A 14,217-nucleotide genomic window follows, 5' to 3' on the forward strand; every position below is an offset into this window, starting at 1 on the left:
AGCCAGCATGGTGAATCAGAAACAAGCTGATTTGGGAATCCCAAATCGATTCAACCTAACCCCATCCCGCTTTAGTTCTCGTGTCCCGGACGCGGTGCTGCGCTTAGCGCTGCTCCGCAGAGCCGGGACCCAGATGGGCAACAGGCTGCGCTTTGGCAAGTGGGCCCCGGCTCAGCACCGCATCACTTCGTGCTGCGCTGCGTCCGGGGCACGAGACCACCCTAGCTCCTCGGCGCCTGCTTTTCGGACGCGGTGGCGGGCTTGCCCTTGGCGCCACCGTTCACCACCCGCACCTGGTCGCCGTCGGCGAGGCCGTCGGGCGGCGCGGTGATGACGCGGTCGTCGGGAGCCATGCCGGAGGCGATCTCGATCTCGCGGCCGAGATCGCGCGCGATGGTCACGGTCTTGAACGCCACCTTGTCGTCGGGCGTGACGGTCGCGACGCGCAGGCCGCTGCCGTTGAAGATCAGGGCGCTTGCGGGAATGCTGAGCGGCGCGGAATCACGCTGCAAGTGCAGCTTCACGCTGGCATAGCCGCCGGGCATCAGCTCGCCGCTGGAATTGTCGAGCCCAAGCTGCATGCGCGTGGTGCCCGAGGAGACGTCGACGGCCTGCGAGGAGGCTTCAACCGTCGCCGGGAAGGTCCGGTTCGGATACTCCGGCAGCGTGATACTGGCCTTGGCGCCGATCTTGATCGCCGGCACATAATTCTGCGGCACGCTGACGTAAACGCGCAGCTTGGTGATGTCTGAGATCACGAACATCGAAGGGCCCGAGCCGCCGCCCGCATTGATCAACGCGCCGACATCGGTGTCTCGTGCAGTGACGACCCCGTCGAAAGGCGCAGTAATCTTCTTGTAGCCGGCGAGCGCCTCGAGGCGCTCGACATTGGCCTGGCCCGAATTGACGGCAGCCTTCTTGTTGGAAAGATCGGCGGTGCGCTCGTCGATCTCCTGGGCGGAGACGAAGTTGGAGGCGACCAGCGTCTTGCGCCGGTTCAAGGTCGCTTCCGAGAGCCTCGCGCTCGCCTGCTGGCTGGCGAGATCCGCGCGGGCTTGCAGGAGTTGCTGGTCGAGGTCGGGCGCCTCGATCTCGGCGATCACCTGCCCTGCCTTGACGCGAGTGCCGATGTCGGCGCTCCAGCTCTTCAGATAGCCCGAGACGCGGGCGAAGATCGGCGCGCGGTAGTAGGCTTCCAGCCGGCCCGGCAGGTCGATGGTGGCGTTGAGTACCTTGGCGTTGGGTAGCGTCACCGCGACACTTGGAATGGCCTGGTCGTCAGTCCACTGCTTCAGCTTCGAGCCCTGCTCCTCGCGGGCGCGGATACCAGTGCCGACGACGAGACCCGCCGCGATCAGCGCCACGACGCCAAATATGCCCAGTTTCCGGCGCGACACCGGCGAGCGGGGTTCAGTGGACGGCATGCGGCTTCTCCGGTGAGGCAGCGGCGGCGGCCTTGGCGCCTTGTTTCTTGTGTACCATACTAAAGACCACGGGAACAAACATCAGCGTGGCGAAGGTCGCGAAGATCAGGCCGCCGATCACGGCGCGCCCGAGCGGTGCGTTCTGCTCGCCGCCCTCCCCCAGCCCCAACGCCATCGGCGCCATGCCGATGATCATGGCGAGCGCCGTCATCAGAACCGGGCGGAACCGGACAAAGCCGGCTTCCAGCGCCGCTGCGACGGGATCGCCGAGCTCTTCGTAGCGCTCGCGGGCAAACGAGATGACGAGCACGCTGTTCGCCGTCGCCACGCCCATGCACATGATGGCGCCCGTCAGCGCAGGCACCGACAGCGTCGTCTCGCTCGTGAACAGCATCCAGACGATACCAGCGAGCGCCGCCGGCAGCGCGGTGACGATCACGAACGGGTCGGACCAGGATTGGAAGTTCACGACGATCAGGAAATAGATCAGCACCACGGCCGCCAACAGGCCGAACAGCAGCCCGGCAAAGGCGCTGTTCATGGTCTGCACCTGGCCGAGCAGCACGACGGAAGACCCCTTCGGCACCTCCTTGGCGGTATCGGCGATCACCTGGCGGATATCGGTTGCAACCGCGCCGAGGTCGCGGCCTTGCGTGGTCGCAAAGATCTGCACCAGCGACTGGATGTCGTATTGCGACACCACCGCGCTCGATGTCGAGCGCTTGATGTCGGCGATGCCGCCGAGGATCGGCGACTGTGAATTTCCGGCAGCCGTGATCGGCAGCGTCTGGAGGGCACTCAGAGAATCGATCTGATACTGCGGCGTCTGCATCACGATGGAATAGGACACGCCGTTGTCGGGGTTGAGGTAGTAGGTCGGCGCGACCTGCGAGGAGCCGGCGAGGTTGACCACGAGGCTGTTGGTGACGTCGCGCTCGGTCAGGCCGACATATTGCGCGCGGGTGCGGTCGACGTCGATGTTGAAGGTCGGGTTGTTCGGCGACTGCTGGATGCGCGCATCCGCCACGCCGGGAATGCGGCGAACCCTGGCAAGCAGCTTGTTGGCGTAAGCGAAGTTCGCTTCGAGATTGGCGCCACGGATCTGCAAATCGATCGGCGCCGGAGCGCCGAAGTTCAGGATCTGGCTGACGATGTCGGCCGGCAGGAAAGCGAAGCTGACGCCTGGGAACAGACGTGGCAATTGCTCGCGCAGCACACGCACATGTTCCTCGGTCGGCTTGTGACCCTCCTTCAGCTTGATCTGGATGTCGCCATCCTGCGGGCCGATCACGCCGGTGTTGTTGTAGGTCATGTTGATGCCGGAGATCGGCATGCCGATGTTGTCGGTCAGCGTCTCGATCTCACCCGGGATCAGCTTGCGAATCGCCTTCTGCACGTCGGCGAGCTGGTTGGCGGTCTCCTCGACGCGGGTGCCGACCTGGGTGCGGACATGCATCAGGATATTGCCGGCATCGACCGCGGGGAAGAAGTTGCGTCCCAGGAATGGTACCAGTGCGAATGACGCGCCGATCACGCAGAGGAAGCCGATCACGAACACCGCGCGATGCGCGAGCGCGAGCGACAGCAGGCCGCGATAGCCGCCGCGGATGCGCTCGAACCGTGCCTCGAAACCACGCTGAAACCAGACGAGCGGATTGCGCGACTTCGGCTGCGCTCCGTCGTGATGGACATGCGCCTGCAACAGATAGTTCGCCATGGTCGGCACCAGCGTGCGCGACAGGATGAATGACCAGATCATCGCGAACATCACGGCTTCGGCCATCGGCACGAACAGGAAGCGCGCGACACCGGTGAGGAAGAACATCGGCACGAACACGATGCAGATGCAGAGCAGCGAGACGAAGGCCGGCGTCACGATCTGGTTGGCGCCGTCGAGGATCGACTGCTCGACCGGCTTGCCCTGCTCCAGATGATAGTTGATGTTCTCGATCGTCACGGTGGCGTCGTCGACGAGAATACCGACCGCAAGCGCGAGACCGCCGAGCGTCATGATATTGAGCGTCTCGCCGATCGCCGAGAGCATGATGATGGCGCCGAGCACCGAGAGCGGGATCGAGACCGCGATGATCACGGTCGAGCGCCAGCTTCCGAGGAAGAGGAGAATCATCACGCTGGTCAGCAGCGCCGCGATCACGCCCTCGAAGGCGACGCCCTCGATCGCGCCGCGGACGAACACCGACTGGTCGCCGATGAAGCCGATCTTCAGCGCATCCGGCAACTGGTCCTTGACCTCGATCACTTTCTGCTTGATGCCGGAAATGATATCGAGCGTGGAGGTCGCGCCGGCCTTCAGCACCATCATCAGCACCGAACGATTGCCATCGACGTGGACGATGTTGGTCTGCGGCGGGTTGCCGTCCCTGACGGTCGCGACGTCGCGCACATAGACCATCGCGCCGTTGACGGTCCTGATCGGCAGATTGCCGAGCTCCTCCATCTTCAGGGGCGAGTTGTTGAGCTGGATGTTATACTCGAAGCTGCCGATCTTCTGGGTGCCGACCGGCGTGATCAGGTTTTGCGCAGCAAGCGCGTTGGCGACGTCCTGGCCCGACAGCCCACGCGCCTGGAGCGCGGTCGGATCGAGATCGATCTGCACCTGACGCTGCTTGCCGCCGAAGGGATAGGGAATCGCGGCGCCCGGCACGGTGACCAGCGGCGTGCGGAGCTGATTGATGCCGATATCGGCGAGGTTCTGCTCGGTGAGCCCTTCGCCCGACAGTGCCACCTGGATGATCGGCACGGTTGAGGCCGAGTAATTCAGGATCAATGGCGGCGTCGCGCCCGGCGGCATCTGCTTGAGCAGTGTCTGCGAGATCGCGGTCACTTGCGCGTTGGCGGTGCGGATGTCGACGTTCGGCTGGAAGAAGATCTTGATGATGCCGAAGCCATTGTAGGAGTTGGCGGCGATGTGCTCGATGTCGTTGACCGTCGTCGTCAGCGCGCGCTGGAAGGGCGTGGTGATGCGGCCAGCCATCTGGTCCGGCGGCAAGCCGGTGTACTGCCAGACCACGCCGATCACGGGGATGCGAATGTCCGGAAAGATGTCGGTCGGCGTTCGTAGCGCCGCGAGCGGTCCGATGATCAGAAGCAGGAGCGCGAGCACGACAAAGGTGTACGGCCGGCTCAGGGCGATGCGGACCAGAGCTATCATTCGCCAGTCAGTTCCAGGTCAAGCGAGAGATGGAATCCGCCCCCGCGGGCATTCCTCTTTCCCTTTACCCGAACCCCGTCGCAAGCGCCAACGCGAAGCAGCGCCGCAGCATTCACTTCCCTGCTACCGCACTGCGGAACAAGCATCGCAGCTATGCGCCTCGCCTGCAATGTCGTCCTGGCGAACGAAAGCCAGGGACCCACACCCCAGGGAAAAGTTGAGGAGCGAAGACGGTGATCACGAGTCTTCGCCAAACTGCTCCCTGGGTAATCGCGACGAGCCCAAGGCGCTCGCGCGGGGGTCCAGGATCTGCGCTCCGCTTGTCCAGGACGACAGCAGAGACTCGACGATCACGCCGCGCGAACGTTGGTCAGGAATTTGCTGACCTCGGTCTTCAGCCGGCTCGAATCGTTGGACAGCATCTGCGCCGCCGACAGCACTTGCGAGGAGGCCGTGCCGGTCTCGGTCGCGCCGCGCTGCACGTCGGTGATGTTGGAGGAGACCTGCTGGGTACCCTGCGCCGCCTGCTGCACGTTGCGGGCGATCTCCTGGGTCGCAGCGCCCTGCTCTTCCACCGCCGCCGCGATGGCCGAGGATATCTCGGAGAGGCGTTCGATCGTCGAGGAGATTTCCTTGATCGCGCCGACGGAGTCGTTGGTGGCGGCCTGGATGCCAGTGATCTGCTGGCCGATCTCGCCGGTCGCCTTCGCGGTCTGCTCGGCGAGCGCCTTCACTTCGGATGCCACCACCGCGAAGCCGCGGCCGGCCTCGCCCGCACGCGCCGCCTCGATGGTCGCGTTCAGCGCCAGAAGGTTGGTCTGGCCGGCGATGGTGTTGATCAGCTCGACGACGTCGCCGATGCGGGAGGCTGCCTTGGACAGCTGGCTGACGCGTTCGCTGGTGGTGCGGGCCTGGCCGACGGCGTCGCCCGCCATCCGCGCCGATTCCTGGACCTGCCGGCTGATCTCGCCAACCGATGACGCCATTTCCTCGGTGGCCGAGGCCACCGACTGCACGTTGGTGGAGGCTTCTTCCGAAGCCGCCGCGACCGTGGTCGCCATTTTCTGTGAGCGATCGGCACTCGCCGTCAGCGTCGAGGCGGAGGCTTCGAGCTGGGTGGAGGCGGACGAAACTGTCTGCACGATCTCGCCGATCATGGATTCGAATTCGCGGGTGATATTGTCGACGCGGCGACCGCGCTCGATCTTGACCTCCGCATCGCGCGCGGCGGCTTCGTCGGCCGCCTTCTTGGCGATCAGCGCTTCCTTGAACACCTGGAGCGCGTCGGCCATGGCGCCGATCTCAGTCTTCTCTCCCCGATGCGGCACTTCCGCGCTCAGGTCGCCCTTGCCGAGCGCCTGCATCGGCTCGACGATAGAATTGATGCCGCCGGAGACATCACGGATCATGTAGAAGCTGAGGCCGATACCAATGACGAGTGCGACGCCGAGAATGACGGATACCAGCATGAAGGCGGAGGCATAGCTGTCGGCGGCGTCCTGGGCAGCCTGGTCGCCACCTTTGTTGTTGAGCTCGATATCCTTTCTCAGCACCTCGTCCGATCGCTGGCCGATCTTGCCAGCGGTTTTGTTCAGCTCAAGCGCTTCGTGCGGAATCTTGCCGATATCCTTGCGCGACAGCGCCATGACATCGTCCGTACTCTTCTTGTAGTCGTCCCACAGCTTGGACCATTCGGTGTACAGTGCTCGCTCCTCCGGCGAGCTGATCATCGGCTCGTATTGCTTGCGGGACTTGGCCAGTGCCTCGATCACGTCCCCGATCGTCTTTTCTGCCGCAAGCTTTTCCTCAAGCGTCTCCGCCAACAGTTGACCACGTACCATGGCGCGGTAAGCCAGGGCGTTGGCCCGGATCTCGCCGAGCACCCGCACGCTGGGAAGCCAATTCCTGGTGATATCGGCCGTGTTGGCGTTGATCGACTGCATTTTCGTGACGGCAAGCAGACCCATGCCGGTCATCGCGGCCAGGAGAAAGGCCACGACGCTGATGATCTTGGCACGAATGGAAATTTTCGCGAGCATTGCTTCAGTCTCTCGTCTTGGACCGGGGCTTTTCGGCCACGACCGCGCGTCAGGATATAGCTGCAACCCAAAGGAGTGCGGCCGCCATCCAACACCAAAGGAACTGAGCAGATGTTAACTACGACTCCGTACGAGTACGGAACGCGAAAGAAATAAACAGAGGACTAAGGGAGCCCTGCGCTCAGCGCATGAGTCCAAGCGCATCGGAGAAAAACTCCGGCCCACCGAAATTGCCTGATTTGAGGGCAAGCAGCATGCTGCCTTCCTTGGCACCGACTGCGCGCAACACCGGGACTCCCGCAGCGATCTCCGCGCCGACGAGGAAGCCCGGAATCTTCAGGCGATCGACAACGGCACCCGACGTCTCGCCGCCGGCAACGACCAGACGCCGTATGCCGGACTGCACGAGTCCTTCGGCGATATCGGCCATGGCCTGCTCGATGGCGTGACCGGCCGCATCGCGGCCGTGCCGCGCCTGCACCGCGCCGACCGCCTCCGGCGTAGCGCTCGAGGCGATCAGCACCGGACCATCAGCGAGCCGGGGCTTCGCCCAGGCGAGCGCGCGCTGCGCTTCGCCGCCGCCTGCGACAATTTGCTCGGGATCGAGATGCAACACCGGCATGACACGTTCGGCATTCGTGATCTGCTGAAGGGTCGCCTGCGAGCAGCTTCCGGCCAGACACGCCGCCGGTCCGCCGACCGGCGCGCCCGCTTCAGCGGCTGCGACATTCGGACTCACCCTTCCCGTAGAGACCAGCGCGCGCACCAGCCCAAGGCCGATGCCGGAAGCTCCGACCGACAGCCGATGGCCAGCTGCGACGAGGCCGATGGTCTCGAGGTCGCGGTCGAACACGGCGTCGATGATCGCCGCGCCGGTACCCTTGGCCGACAGCTCAGCAAGCTGCGCATGCACGGCATCCGCACCGCGCGTCACGCTTCCGAGATTGACGAGACCGACCTCGGTCCTGCTCTGCCGCGCCAGCACCCGCACCAGGTTGGAATCGTGCATCGGGTTGAGCGGATGGTCCTTCAACGGGCTCTCGTTAAGCGGCACCGCGCCGACAAAGAGATTGCCCTGATAGACGGTGCGGCCGGTCTCCGGGAAGGCCGGCGTCACCAGCACGATCGCCTCGCCGCAGTCGTCGCGCAGCGCGTCCATCACCGGGCCGATATTGCCTGCGTCGGTGGAATCGAAGGTCGAGCAGATCTTGAACAGCACGTGGCCCGCGCCGCGGCCGCGCAGCCATTTGTCCGCCGCGCGCGAGCGCGTCACCGCAAGCCCCGCTTCGATCGAGCGGCTCTTCAAGGACACCACGACCGCGTCGACCTCGGGCAGTCCCAGGTCGTCAGACGGCACGCCGATTGTCTGCACCGTGCGCAGGCCCGCGCGCGTCAGCGTGTTGGCGAGATCGGAGGCACCGGTATAGTCGTCGGCGATGCAACCCAGCACAAGTGTCACGACTTTGCTCCGGCGTAAGGCTTGAACCAGGCGAGGCCATCGGTGGTCTTGCCGCGCGGATTGTATTCGCAGCCGACGAAGCCGGCATAGCCGAGCCGGTCGAGCTCGGCGAACAGGAAGGGATAGTTCAGCTCCTCGCTATCGGGCTCGTTACGCGAGGGGATAGAGGCGATCTGGATATGGCCGATGATCGGCATCATCTCGCGCAGGCGCATGGTGACGTCGCCATGGATGATCTGGCAGTGATATATGTCGAACTGGAGCTTGAGGTTCGGGATCCTCAGCTCCTCGACCACGTCGCGCGCGAAGCCGAAGTCGTTGAGGAAATAACCGGGGACGTTGCGCGGATTGATCGGCTCGATCACGATGTCGATGCCGTGTGGCGCGAAGAATTCGGCAGCCCACGCCACCGACTTGTAGAAAGCCTCGATCGCGAGACGATCGCCGCGGTTGGCGATGCCGGCCATCAAATGCAGACGCTTGACGCCGGTCGCCCTGGCATAAGGCAACGCCGTCTCCAGACTCTGCTTGAGATCGCCGAAGCGCGAAGGCAGCGCCGCAAAGCCCTTCTCGCCGGCGTCCCAGTTGCCGGGCGGCAGGTTGAACAGCGCCTGCGTGAGCCCGTTGCGCTTGAGCCGCTCGCCAACCGCGTCGACCGGGTGATCATAGGGAAACAGGAATTCGACGGCGGTGAACCCGGCCTGTGCGGCGGCATCGAAGCGGTCGAGGAACGGCACCTCGGTGAACATCATCGAGAGGTTGGCGGCAAAACGGGGCATCGGAATCCTCCTATTTATCGCCTGGCAGCTTCACGCCGGTGACCTGCGCATACATCCGCGCCACCGACGCATCGTCGTCGCGGCCCATGCCGGCTGCTGCGGTCATGAGGAACATCTGGAGCGCCGCGGCCGAAACCGGCACCGGGAATTTTGCCGAGCGCGCCATGTCCTGGATGATGCCGAGGTCCTTCACGAAAATCTCGACCGCGCTGCGCGGGGTGTAGTCACCGTCCAGCACGTGCGGCATGCGGTTCTCGAACATCCAGGAATTGCCGGCGGAGGCCGTGATCACCTCGTAGACCTTCCGGATGTCGAGGCCCTGCTTGGCGGCAAAAGCGATCGCTTCGGATGCCGCGGCGATATGCACGCCGGCGAGGAGCTGGTTGATCATCTTGAAGGCGGCGCCCTGGCCGGCGGCATCGCCAAGCTCGTAGAGCTTTGCCGCCATGGCATCGAGCGCGGGGCGCGCCTTGGCGAACGCGGCGGGGCTGCCGGAGGCGAGAATTGTCAGCTCGCCTTGCGCGGCGCGCTGCGCGCCGCCGGAGATCGGCGCATCCAGGTAGTGCCGGCCGGTCGCCTCGAGCTGCTTTGCGAGGCGCCGGGCGACGTCGGGGTCCATGGTGGCGGAGGAGATGAAGACGCTGTCCTTCGGCATGGTCTCGGCGGCGCCGTTTTGGCCGAACAGGATCGCTTCAGTCTGCGCGGCGTTGACCACGACGCTGACGACGACGTCCGCCTCCTTCGCCGCCTCCGCCGGTGTTTTCGCACCCGCCCCGCCGTCCTTGACGAAGCGCGCCACCGCGTCGGCCGACACGTCGCAGCCGGTCACGGTAAAACCGGTGCGCCTGAGCGATGTGGCCATGCCAAAGCCCATCGAGCCAAGCCCGATGACGGCGATACGCGGATTTTGCGAGGCAGACGACATGCGATTGGTCCCTTGGAACGTTCCTCAATGGCCGGTCTCGGCGGCCTCTTGAACCGCATATCACGGCTTGGCCGCGCTGCCAAAGCGTGAGACAACGAGGCCATGAGGGCGGCCCTTTCATGAGCAATGACAGCAAACTACGCGAGGATATCTGCCGCTTCGGCCGCTCGTTGTTCGAGCGAGGCCTGACGCTGGGCTCCTCCGGCAATATCAGCGTCAAGCTTCCCGACGGCGGCTGGCTGGTGACGCCGACCAATGCCTCGCTCGGCTTCCTCGACCCGGCGCGGCTGTCACGGCTGGATCAATCCGGCCGGCTCGTCTCGGGCGATGCACCGACCAAGGAGGTTCCGCTGCACACCGCGCTCTACGAGACCCGCGGCGCGGCACGCGCGATCGTACATCTGCACTCGACCCATTCGGTCGCTCTCTCGATGCTGCCCGAAATCGATCCGCGCGCCGCGCTGCCGCCGATGACGGCCTACTACCTGATGAAATGCGGCGCCACCGCGCTCGTGCCCTATTACCGCCCCGGCGATCCCGCGGTGGCGGATGCGATCAAGGGGCTGGCGGGGAAATATTCATCCGTGCTGCTCGCCAATCACGGCCCAGTCGTCGCCGGCGACACGCTGGAAGCCGCCGTGTTCGCGACGGAGGAGTTGGAGGAGACGGCGAAGCTGTATCTGCTGCTGCGCGGGCTGAACCCGCGCCATCTGTCGCCGGAGCAGGTGAAGGATCTCGTGAAGGTGTTCGGGGTGGCGCTGCCGGAGCATGGGGAGCATCACTAGCGCCCACTGCTATGGGTACGCCCGCGGCCTCCCACCCGCCGCTGTCATTCCCCGCGAAAGCGGGGAATCCAGTACGCCGCGGCTTCTCCGTATTCGTCACCGCCTCTGGGATAGTGGATCGCCCGCCTTCGCGCCTTCGCGGGCGATGACGCAGAGATTGTTGCAAGGTCGTGTCCCGCTCGCAATGACGCAGGAATCCGTCGAGCTGGCAAGGCGACTTGTCCGCCGTAGCTCGAAGAGCGAAGGCGGAAGCGTGCCCACCATCTATGCTTCCACGAAAGCGGTGGGCACGGCGCTCGCGCGCCTTTGCCCATCTTACGAAATGTCCTTCGCGGCTACAGTCCCAGATACGCCTTGCGCACGTCCGGATTGCCCTTGATCTCCGCGGACGGGCCCTGCATCAGGACGCGGCCGGTTTGCAGGATGTAGGCGCGGTCCGCGATCTCGAGGCATTCGGCCATGCGCTGCTCGACGATCAGCACGGTCATGCCGGCGTCGCGGATACGTTTGACGGCCTGAAAGATCTCGTCAACGAGCTTTGGCATGATGCCCTGCGAAGGCTCGTCCAGCATCAACAGCCGCGGGCGCGTCATCAGGGCGCGGCCGATCGCGAGCATCTGCTGCTCGCCACCGGAGAGCGTTTCCGCGCGCTGCTCGAGACGCTCGGACAGACGCGGGAACAAGTTGAAGACGAGCTCGAGCGGTTCGTCGCGGTTCGCATCGCCGCGATAGAGATAGCTGCCGAGGCGAAGATTGTCGCGCACCGACAGACGCGGGAACAGGCGGCGGTTCTCCGGCACATAGGCGATACCGGTTGCCGTGATGTGATGCTGCGCCATGCCGTCGAGCCGCTTGCCGTCGAACGTCACGCTGCCCGAACGCGGGCGCTCGGCGCCGGCGATGGATTTTAGCAGCGTCGACTTGCCCGCGCCATTGGCGCCAGCGACGCAGACGATCTCCCCCTTCTCGACGCCGATCGACACGGACGAAATCGCAACCAGCCCCTGATAGGCGGTCGTGACTTCATGCACTCTGAGCATGTCGATCTCCCAGATATGCGCTGATCACCTTGGGATCGCGAACGACGTCGGCGGGCTTGCCCTCGACCAGCACCTTGCCGAGGTCGAGCACGATGGCGCGGTCGACCAGCGGCATCACGATCTCCATAACGTGCTCGACCATCAGCACGGTGATGCCGGCATCGCGCACCTTGCGCACCAGCGCGACGCCGGTCTGCGCTTCCGTCGGCGTGAGGCCGGTGAGGACTTCGTCCAGCAGCAGCAGCTTTGGCTCGGTCGCAAGCGCGCGCGCCACTTCAAGGCGCCGCTTCTCGGCCGGCACGAGGTCGCTTGCGAGCACGCCGGCGCGCGCGGCGAGGCCGGTGAACTCCAGCACCTCGTGCGCCTTGCGACGGGCCTCGCGCATCACGGTGTTGCGCACCAGCGCGCCGACGATGACGTTGTCGACGACCGTCATGGTCTCAAAGCTCTTGACGACCTGGAAGGTGCGCCCGACGCCGCGCTGGCAGCGCTCGGCTGCTGGCATGCGCGTGACGTCCTCGCCGTCGAATAGAATCGAGCCTTGCGTCGGCGGCAGGACGCCGGCGATGAGATTGAACAGCGTCGACTTGCCGGCGCCGTTGGGGCCGATCAGCCCGACGATCTCGCCGCGGCCGACCGAGATCGAGACGTCGGAATTGGCGACGAGGCCGCCGAAACGCTGCCAGACACCGCGGGTTTCGAGGAGCGCGGTCATCGTGCGGCTCCCTTGCGCGACGAGAACAGGCTCACCAGCCCTCGCGGCAGCGCCAGCGAGATCAGGATGATCAGTGAGCCATAGACGATGAGGTCGACGCCGCGGCCCGAACCGCCGATATAGGAGCGCGTCAATTCCGTCAGTGGGATGAGGATGACCGCGCCGAGCGCGGGCCCCCAGAGGGTGCCGATCCCGCCCAGCACCGCGGGCAGCGCCATCAGCAGAGAGAACTGGAAACCCATCACGCTCTCAGGATCGATATACGAGACGAACTGCGCGTAGAAGCTGCCGCCGACCGCGACGAGGAAGGCCGAGACGGCCGCGGCGCCCATCTTGGAATTGAACACGTCCACGCCCAGACTCTCGGCGGCCTGCGGATTATCCTTCACCGCTCGCCACCAGAAGCCCCATTTGGAATCTTCCAGCCACCAGGTGACGAACCAGGCGATGCATGCGAGCGCAAGAGCAAAATAGAAATACGGCAGCTTGCTTCGCGTGAACTGGAACTTCAACCAGCTGTCGCCGCGTACGGGGATGTCAATGCCAAGCGCCGCGCCCGCCCAGTCCCAGTTCTGGATCAGCAGCAGCGCAATTTCGGCGATCACGATGGTGGCAATCGCAAAATAGTGGCCGCCGAGGCGGAAACAGGGATAGCCGAGCGCCATCGCGATCGCTGCGGAGATCAAGCCGCCGGCGATCATTCCGAACCACGGCAGCACTCCGAACTTCATGAAGAGAAGCGCGGTGGTGTAGGCACCCAATCCGAAATAAAGGGCGTGGCCGAGCGAAATCTGTCCGCAATAGCCGGAGAGGATATTCCAGCTCTGCGATAACGCTGCGTACATCAGCGTCAGGATCATGATGTTCTGGACGTAGACGTCCTTCACGAACAGCGGCACCAGTGCCGCGATCACCGCCAGCACGGCGGCTATGATCAGGTCGCGGCGGCGCCGCGCGGAGAAATCCTTGTCCATCACATCGACCCGAACAGGCCGCGCGGCCGGATGAAGACAACGAGGAGATAGACGGCATAGATGCCGACCGATTTGAGCGACGGCGGCAGAACCAACGCGGTCGTTGCTTCGACCAAACCGACGACGATGCCGCCGGCGAAGGCGCCGAACACACTGCCGAAGCCGCCGAGCGCCACCGTGACATAGGCGATCAGCGCAAAGGATGCCCCGACATCGGGATAGATGTAGAAGAAGACCGCCATGATGGCGCCGGACAAACCGACCAGGGCCGCGCCAAGGCCCCATCCGAGCGCGAACACGCGGTTCTTGTCGATACCAACCAGCGCCACCGCGCCGGGATCTTCACGAGTTGCCTCCAGCGCGCGGCCGAAATCGGTGCGGTTGATGAAGAAATAGAGCGCGGCAAATGCTGCGATCGACACCAGAGCGCCAACCAGCTGCGGTGCCGGCAGGAAGATGCCGGCGACCGCGATGGTCTTGCCGCCGAGCCAGGAGTGGGTGACGCTGCGATAATCCGGCGTGAAGAAGAGCTGCGCCAATCCCCGCATCACGATCGCCAGGCCAAAGGTCGCGAAGATCTGCACCATGCCGGCATTGGCCTTGGCACGCATCGCAAAGCGCACAACCAGAAGATAGATCAGGGCCCCGAACACGAACAAGGCCGACGCAACCAGCGGCGCCGACAACAAGGGATCGATCGCAAAGAACGCGAACAGGAAGAAGGTCGCGTACATCGCGATCATCAGGAACTCGCCATGGGCGAAGTTCACGACGTCCATCAGGCCGAAGATCAAAGCGAGCCCGACGGCGATCAGTCCGTAGAGCAGCCCCATGAGAAGGCCGCTCGCAAGACTTTGGATAATGGTCTCGGCTGTCACAGTGCTTGGTCCCCCACCCTGCCCTGC

At 64.5% G+C, this 14,217-nt stretch carries 11 protein-coding genes; 1 reads left to right on the plus strand and 10 read right to left on the minus strand.

Annotated features, from left to right (window positions below; all coding sequences use genetic code 11):
* Positions 1–221: 221 nt before the first annotated feature.
* The 6 genes from SO140_RS03905 to ltnD all read right to left on the minus strand — a co-directional run bounded on the left by SO140_RS03905 (position 222) and on the right by ltnD (position 9,798).
* Complete coding sequence (locus SO140_RS03905; protein WP_449383978.1) at positions 222–1,424, minus strand: efflux RND transporter periplasmic adaptor subunit; 1,203 nt, start codon at positions 1,422–1,424, stop codon at positions 222–224.
* On the minus strand, positions 1,411–4,596 hold the full coding sequence (locus tag SO140_RS03910; protein WP_449383977.1) for an efflux RND transporter permease subunit: 3,186 nt from the start codon (positions 4,594–4,596) through the stop codon (positions 1,411–1,413). The genes SO140_RS03905 and SO140_RS03910 overlap by 14 nt, the downstream gene beginning before the upstream one ends.
* Positions 4,597–4,946: 350 nt before the next feature.
* Positions 4,947–6,635 (minus strand): methyl-accepting chemotaxis protein, encoded by a 1,689-nt coding sequence (locus tag SO140_RS03915; protein ID WP_449383976.1) that lies wholly within the window; start codon positions 6,633–6,635, stop codon positions 4,947–4,949.
* A 181-nt stretch (positions 6,636–6,816) separates the two neighbouring features.
* Entirely contained in the window at positions 6,817–8,094 is a 1,278-nt protein-coding gene (gene otnK / locus SO140_RS03920; protein WP_449383975.1) for a 3-oxo-tetronate kinase, read from the minus strand.
* A complete protein-coding gene (otnI, locus tag SO140_RS03925; protein ID WP_449383974.1) occupies positions 8,091–8,873 on the minus strand; it encodes a 2-oxo-tetronate isomerase in 783 nt (260 codons plus the stop codon). The genes otnK and otnI overlap by 4 nt, the downstream gene beginning before the upstream one ends.
* Positions 8,874–8,883: 10 nt before the next feature.
* A complete protein-coding gene (gene ltnD / locus SO140_RS03930; protein ID WP_449383973.1) occupies positions 8,884–9,798 on the minus strand; it encodes an L-threonate dehydrogenase in 915 nt (304 codons plus the stop codon).
* 119 nt (positions 9,799–9,917) lie between these two features.
* On the opposite strand from ltnD, the gene otnC reads away from it, so the two are divergent.
* The gene (gene otnC, locus SO140_RS03935) at positions 9,918–10,583 is read left to right on the plus strand and encodes a 3-oxo-tetronate 4-phosphate decarboxylase (protein WP_449383972.1); all 666 of its coding nucleotides are present in this window, start codon (positions 9,918–9,920) and stop codon (positions 10,581–10,583) included.
* Positions 10,584–10,918: 335 nt separating this feature from the next.
* Here otnC and SO140_RS03940 read toward each other — a convergent pair whose 3' ends face one another.
* The 4 genes from SO140_RS03940 to SO140_RS03955 are packed head-to-tail and all read right to left on the minus strand — an operon-like array spanning position 10,919 to position 14,190.
* The gene (locus SO140_RS03940) at positions 10,919–11,623 is read right to left on the minus strand and encodes an ABC transporter ATP-binding protein (protein WP_449383971.1); all 705 of its coding nucleotides are present in this window, start codon (positions 11,621–11,623) and stop codon (positions 10,919–10,921) included.
* Entirely contained in the window at positions 11,607–12,338 is a 732-nt protein-coding gene (locus SO140_RS03945) for an ABC transporter ATP-binding protein (protein ID WP_449383970.1), read from the minus strand. The genes SO140_RS03940 and SO140_RS03945 overlap by 17 nt, the downstream gene beginning before the upstream one ends.
* A complete protein-coding gene (locus SO140_RS03950) occupies positions 12,335–13,312 on the minus strand; it encodes a branched-chain amino acid ABC transporter permease (protein ID WP_449383969.1) in 978 nt (325 codons plus the stop codon). The genes SO140_RS03945 and SO140_RS03950 overlap by 4 nt, the downstream gene beginning before the upstream one ends.
* Positions 13,312–14,190, minus strand: coding sequence for a branched-chain amino acid ABC transporter permease (locus SO140_RS03955; RefSeq protein ID WP_449383968.1), 879 nt, complete (start codon positions 14,188–14,190; stop codon positions 13,312–13,314). Before SO140_RS03955 ends, SO140_RS03950 begins: the two co-directional genes overlap by 1 nt.
* Between the last annotated feature and the right edge of the window lie 27 nt (positions 14,191–14,217).

The sequence above is a fragment of the Bradyrhizobium sp. UFLA05-108 genome, from assembly GCF_059803455.1.

What these genes read in the sequence shown, in the direction of transcription:
- otnI (WP_449383974.1), bottom strand. Translation starts at nt 8,873, where the DNA reads ATGCCCCGTTTTGCCGCCAACCTCTCGATGATGTTCACCGAGGTGCCG.
- SO140_RS03915 (WP_449383976.1), bottom strand. Translation starts at nt 6,635, where the DNA reads ATGCTCGCGAAAATTTCCATTCGTGCCAAGATCATCAGCGTCGTGGCC.
- SO140_RS03945 (WP_449383970.1), bottom strand. Translation starts at nt 12,338, where the DNA reads ATGACCGCGCTCCTCGAAACCCGCGGTGTCTGGCAGCGTTTCGGCGGC.
- SO140_RS03940 (WP_449383971.1), bottom strand. Translation starts at nt 11,623, where the DNA reads ATGCTCAGAGTGCATGAAGTCACGACCGCCTATCAGGGGCTGGTTGCG.
- ltnD (WP_449383973.1), bottom strand. Translation starts at nt 9,798, where the DNA reads ATGTCGTCTGCCTCGCAAAATCCGCGTATCGCCGTCATCGGGCTTGGC.
- SO140_RS03910 (WP_449383977.1), bottom strand. Translation starts at nt 4,596, where the DNA reads ATGATAGCTCTGGTCCGCATCGCCCTGAGCCGGCCGTACACCTTTGTC.
- SO140_RS03905 (WP_449383978.1), bottom strand. Translation starts at nt 1,424, where the DNA reads ATGCCGTCCACTGAACCCCGCTCGCCGGTGTCGCGCCGGAAACTGGGC.
- otnC (WP_449383972.1), top strand. Translation starts at nt 9,918, where the DNA reads ATGAGCAATGACAGCAAACTACGCGAGGATATCTGCCGCTTCGGCCGC.
- SO140_RS03950 (WP_449383969.1), bottom strand. Translation starts at nt 13,312, where the DNA reads ATGGACAAGGATTTCTCCGCGCGGCGCCGCCGCGACCTGATCATAGCC.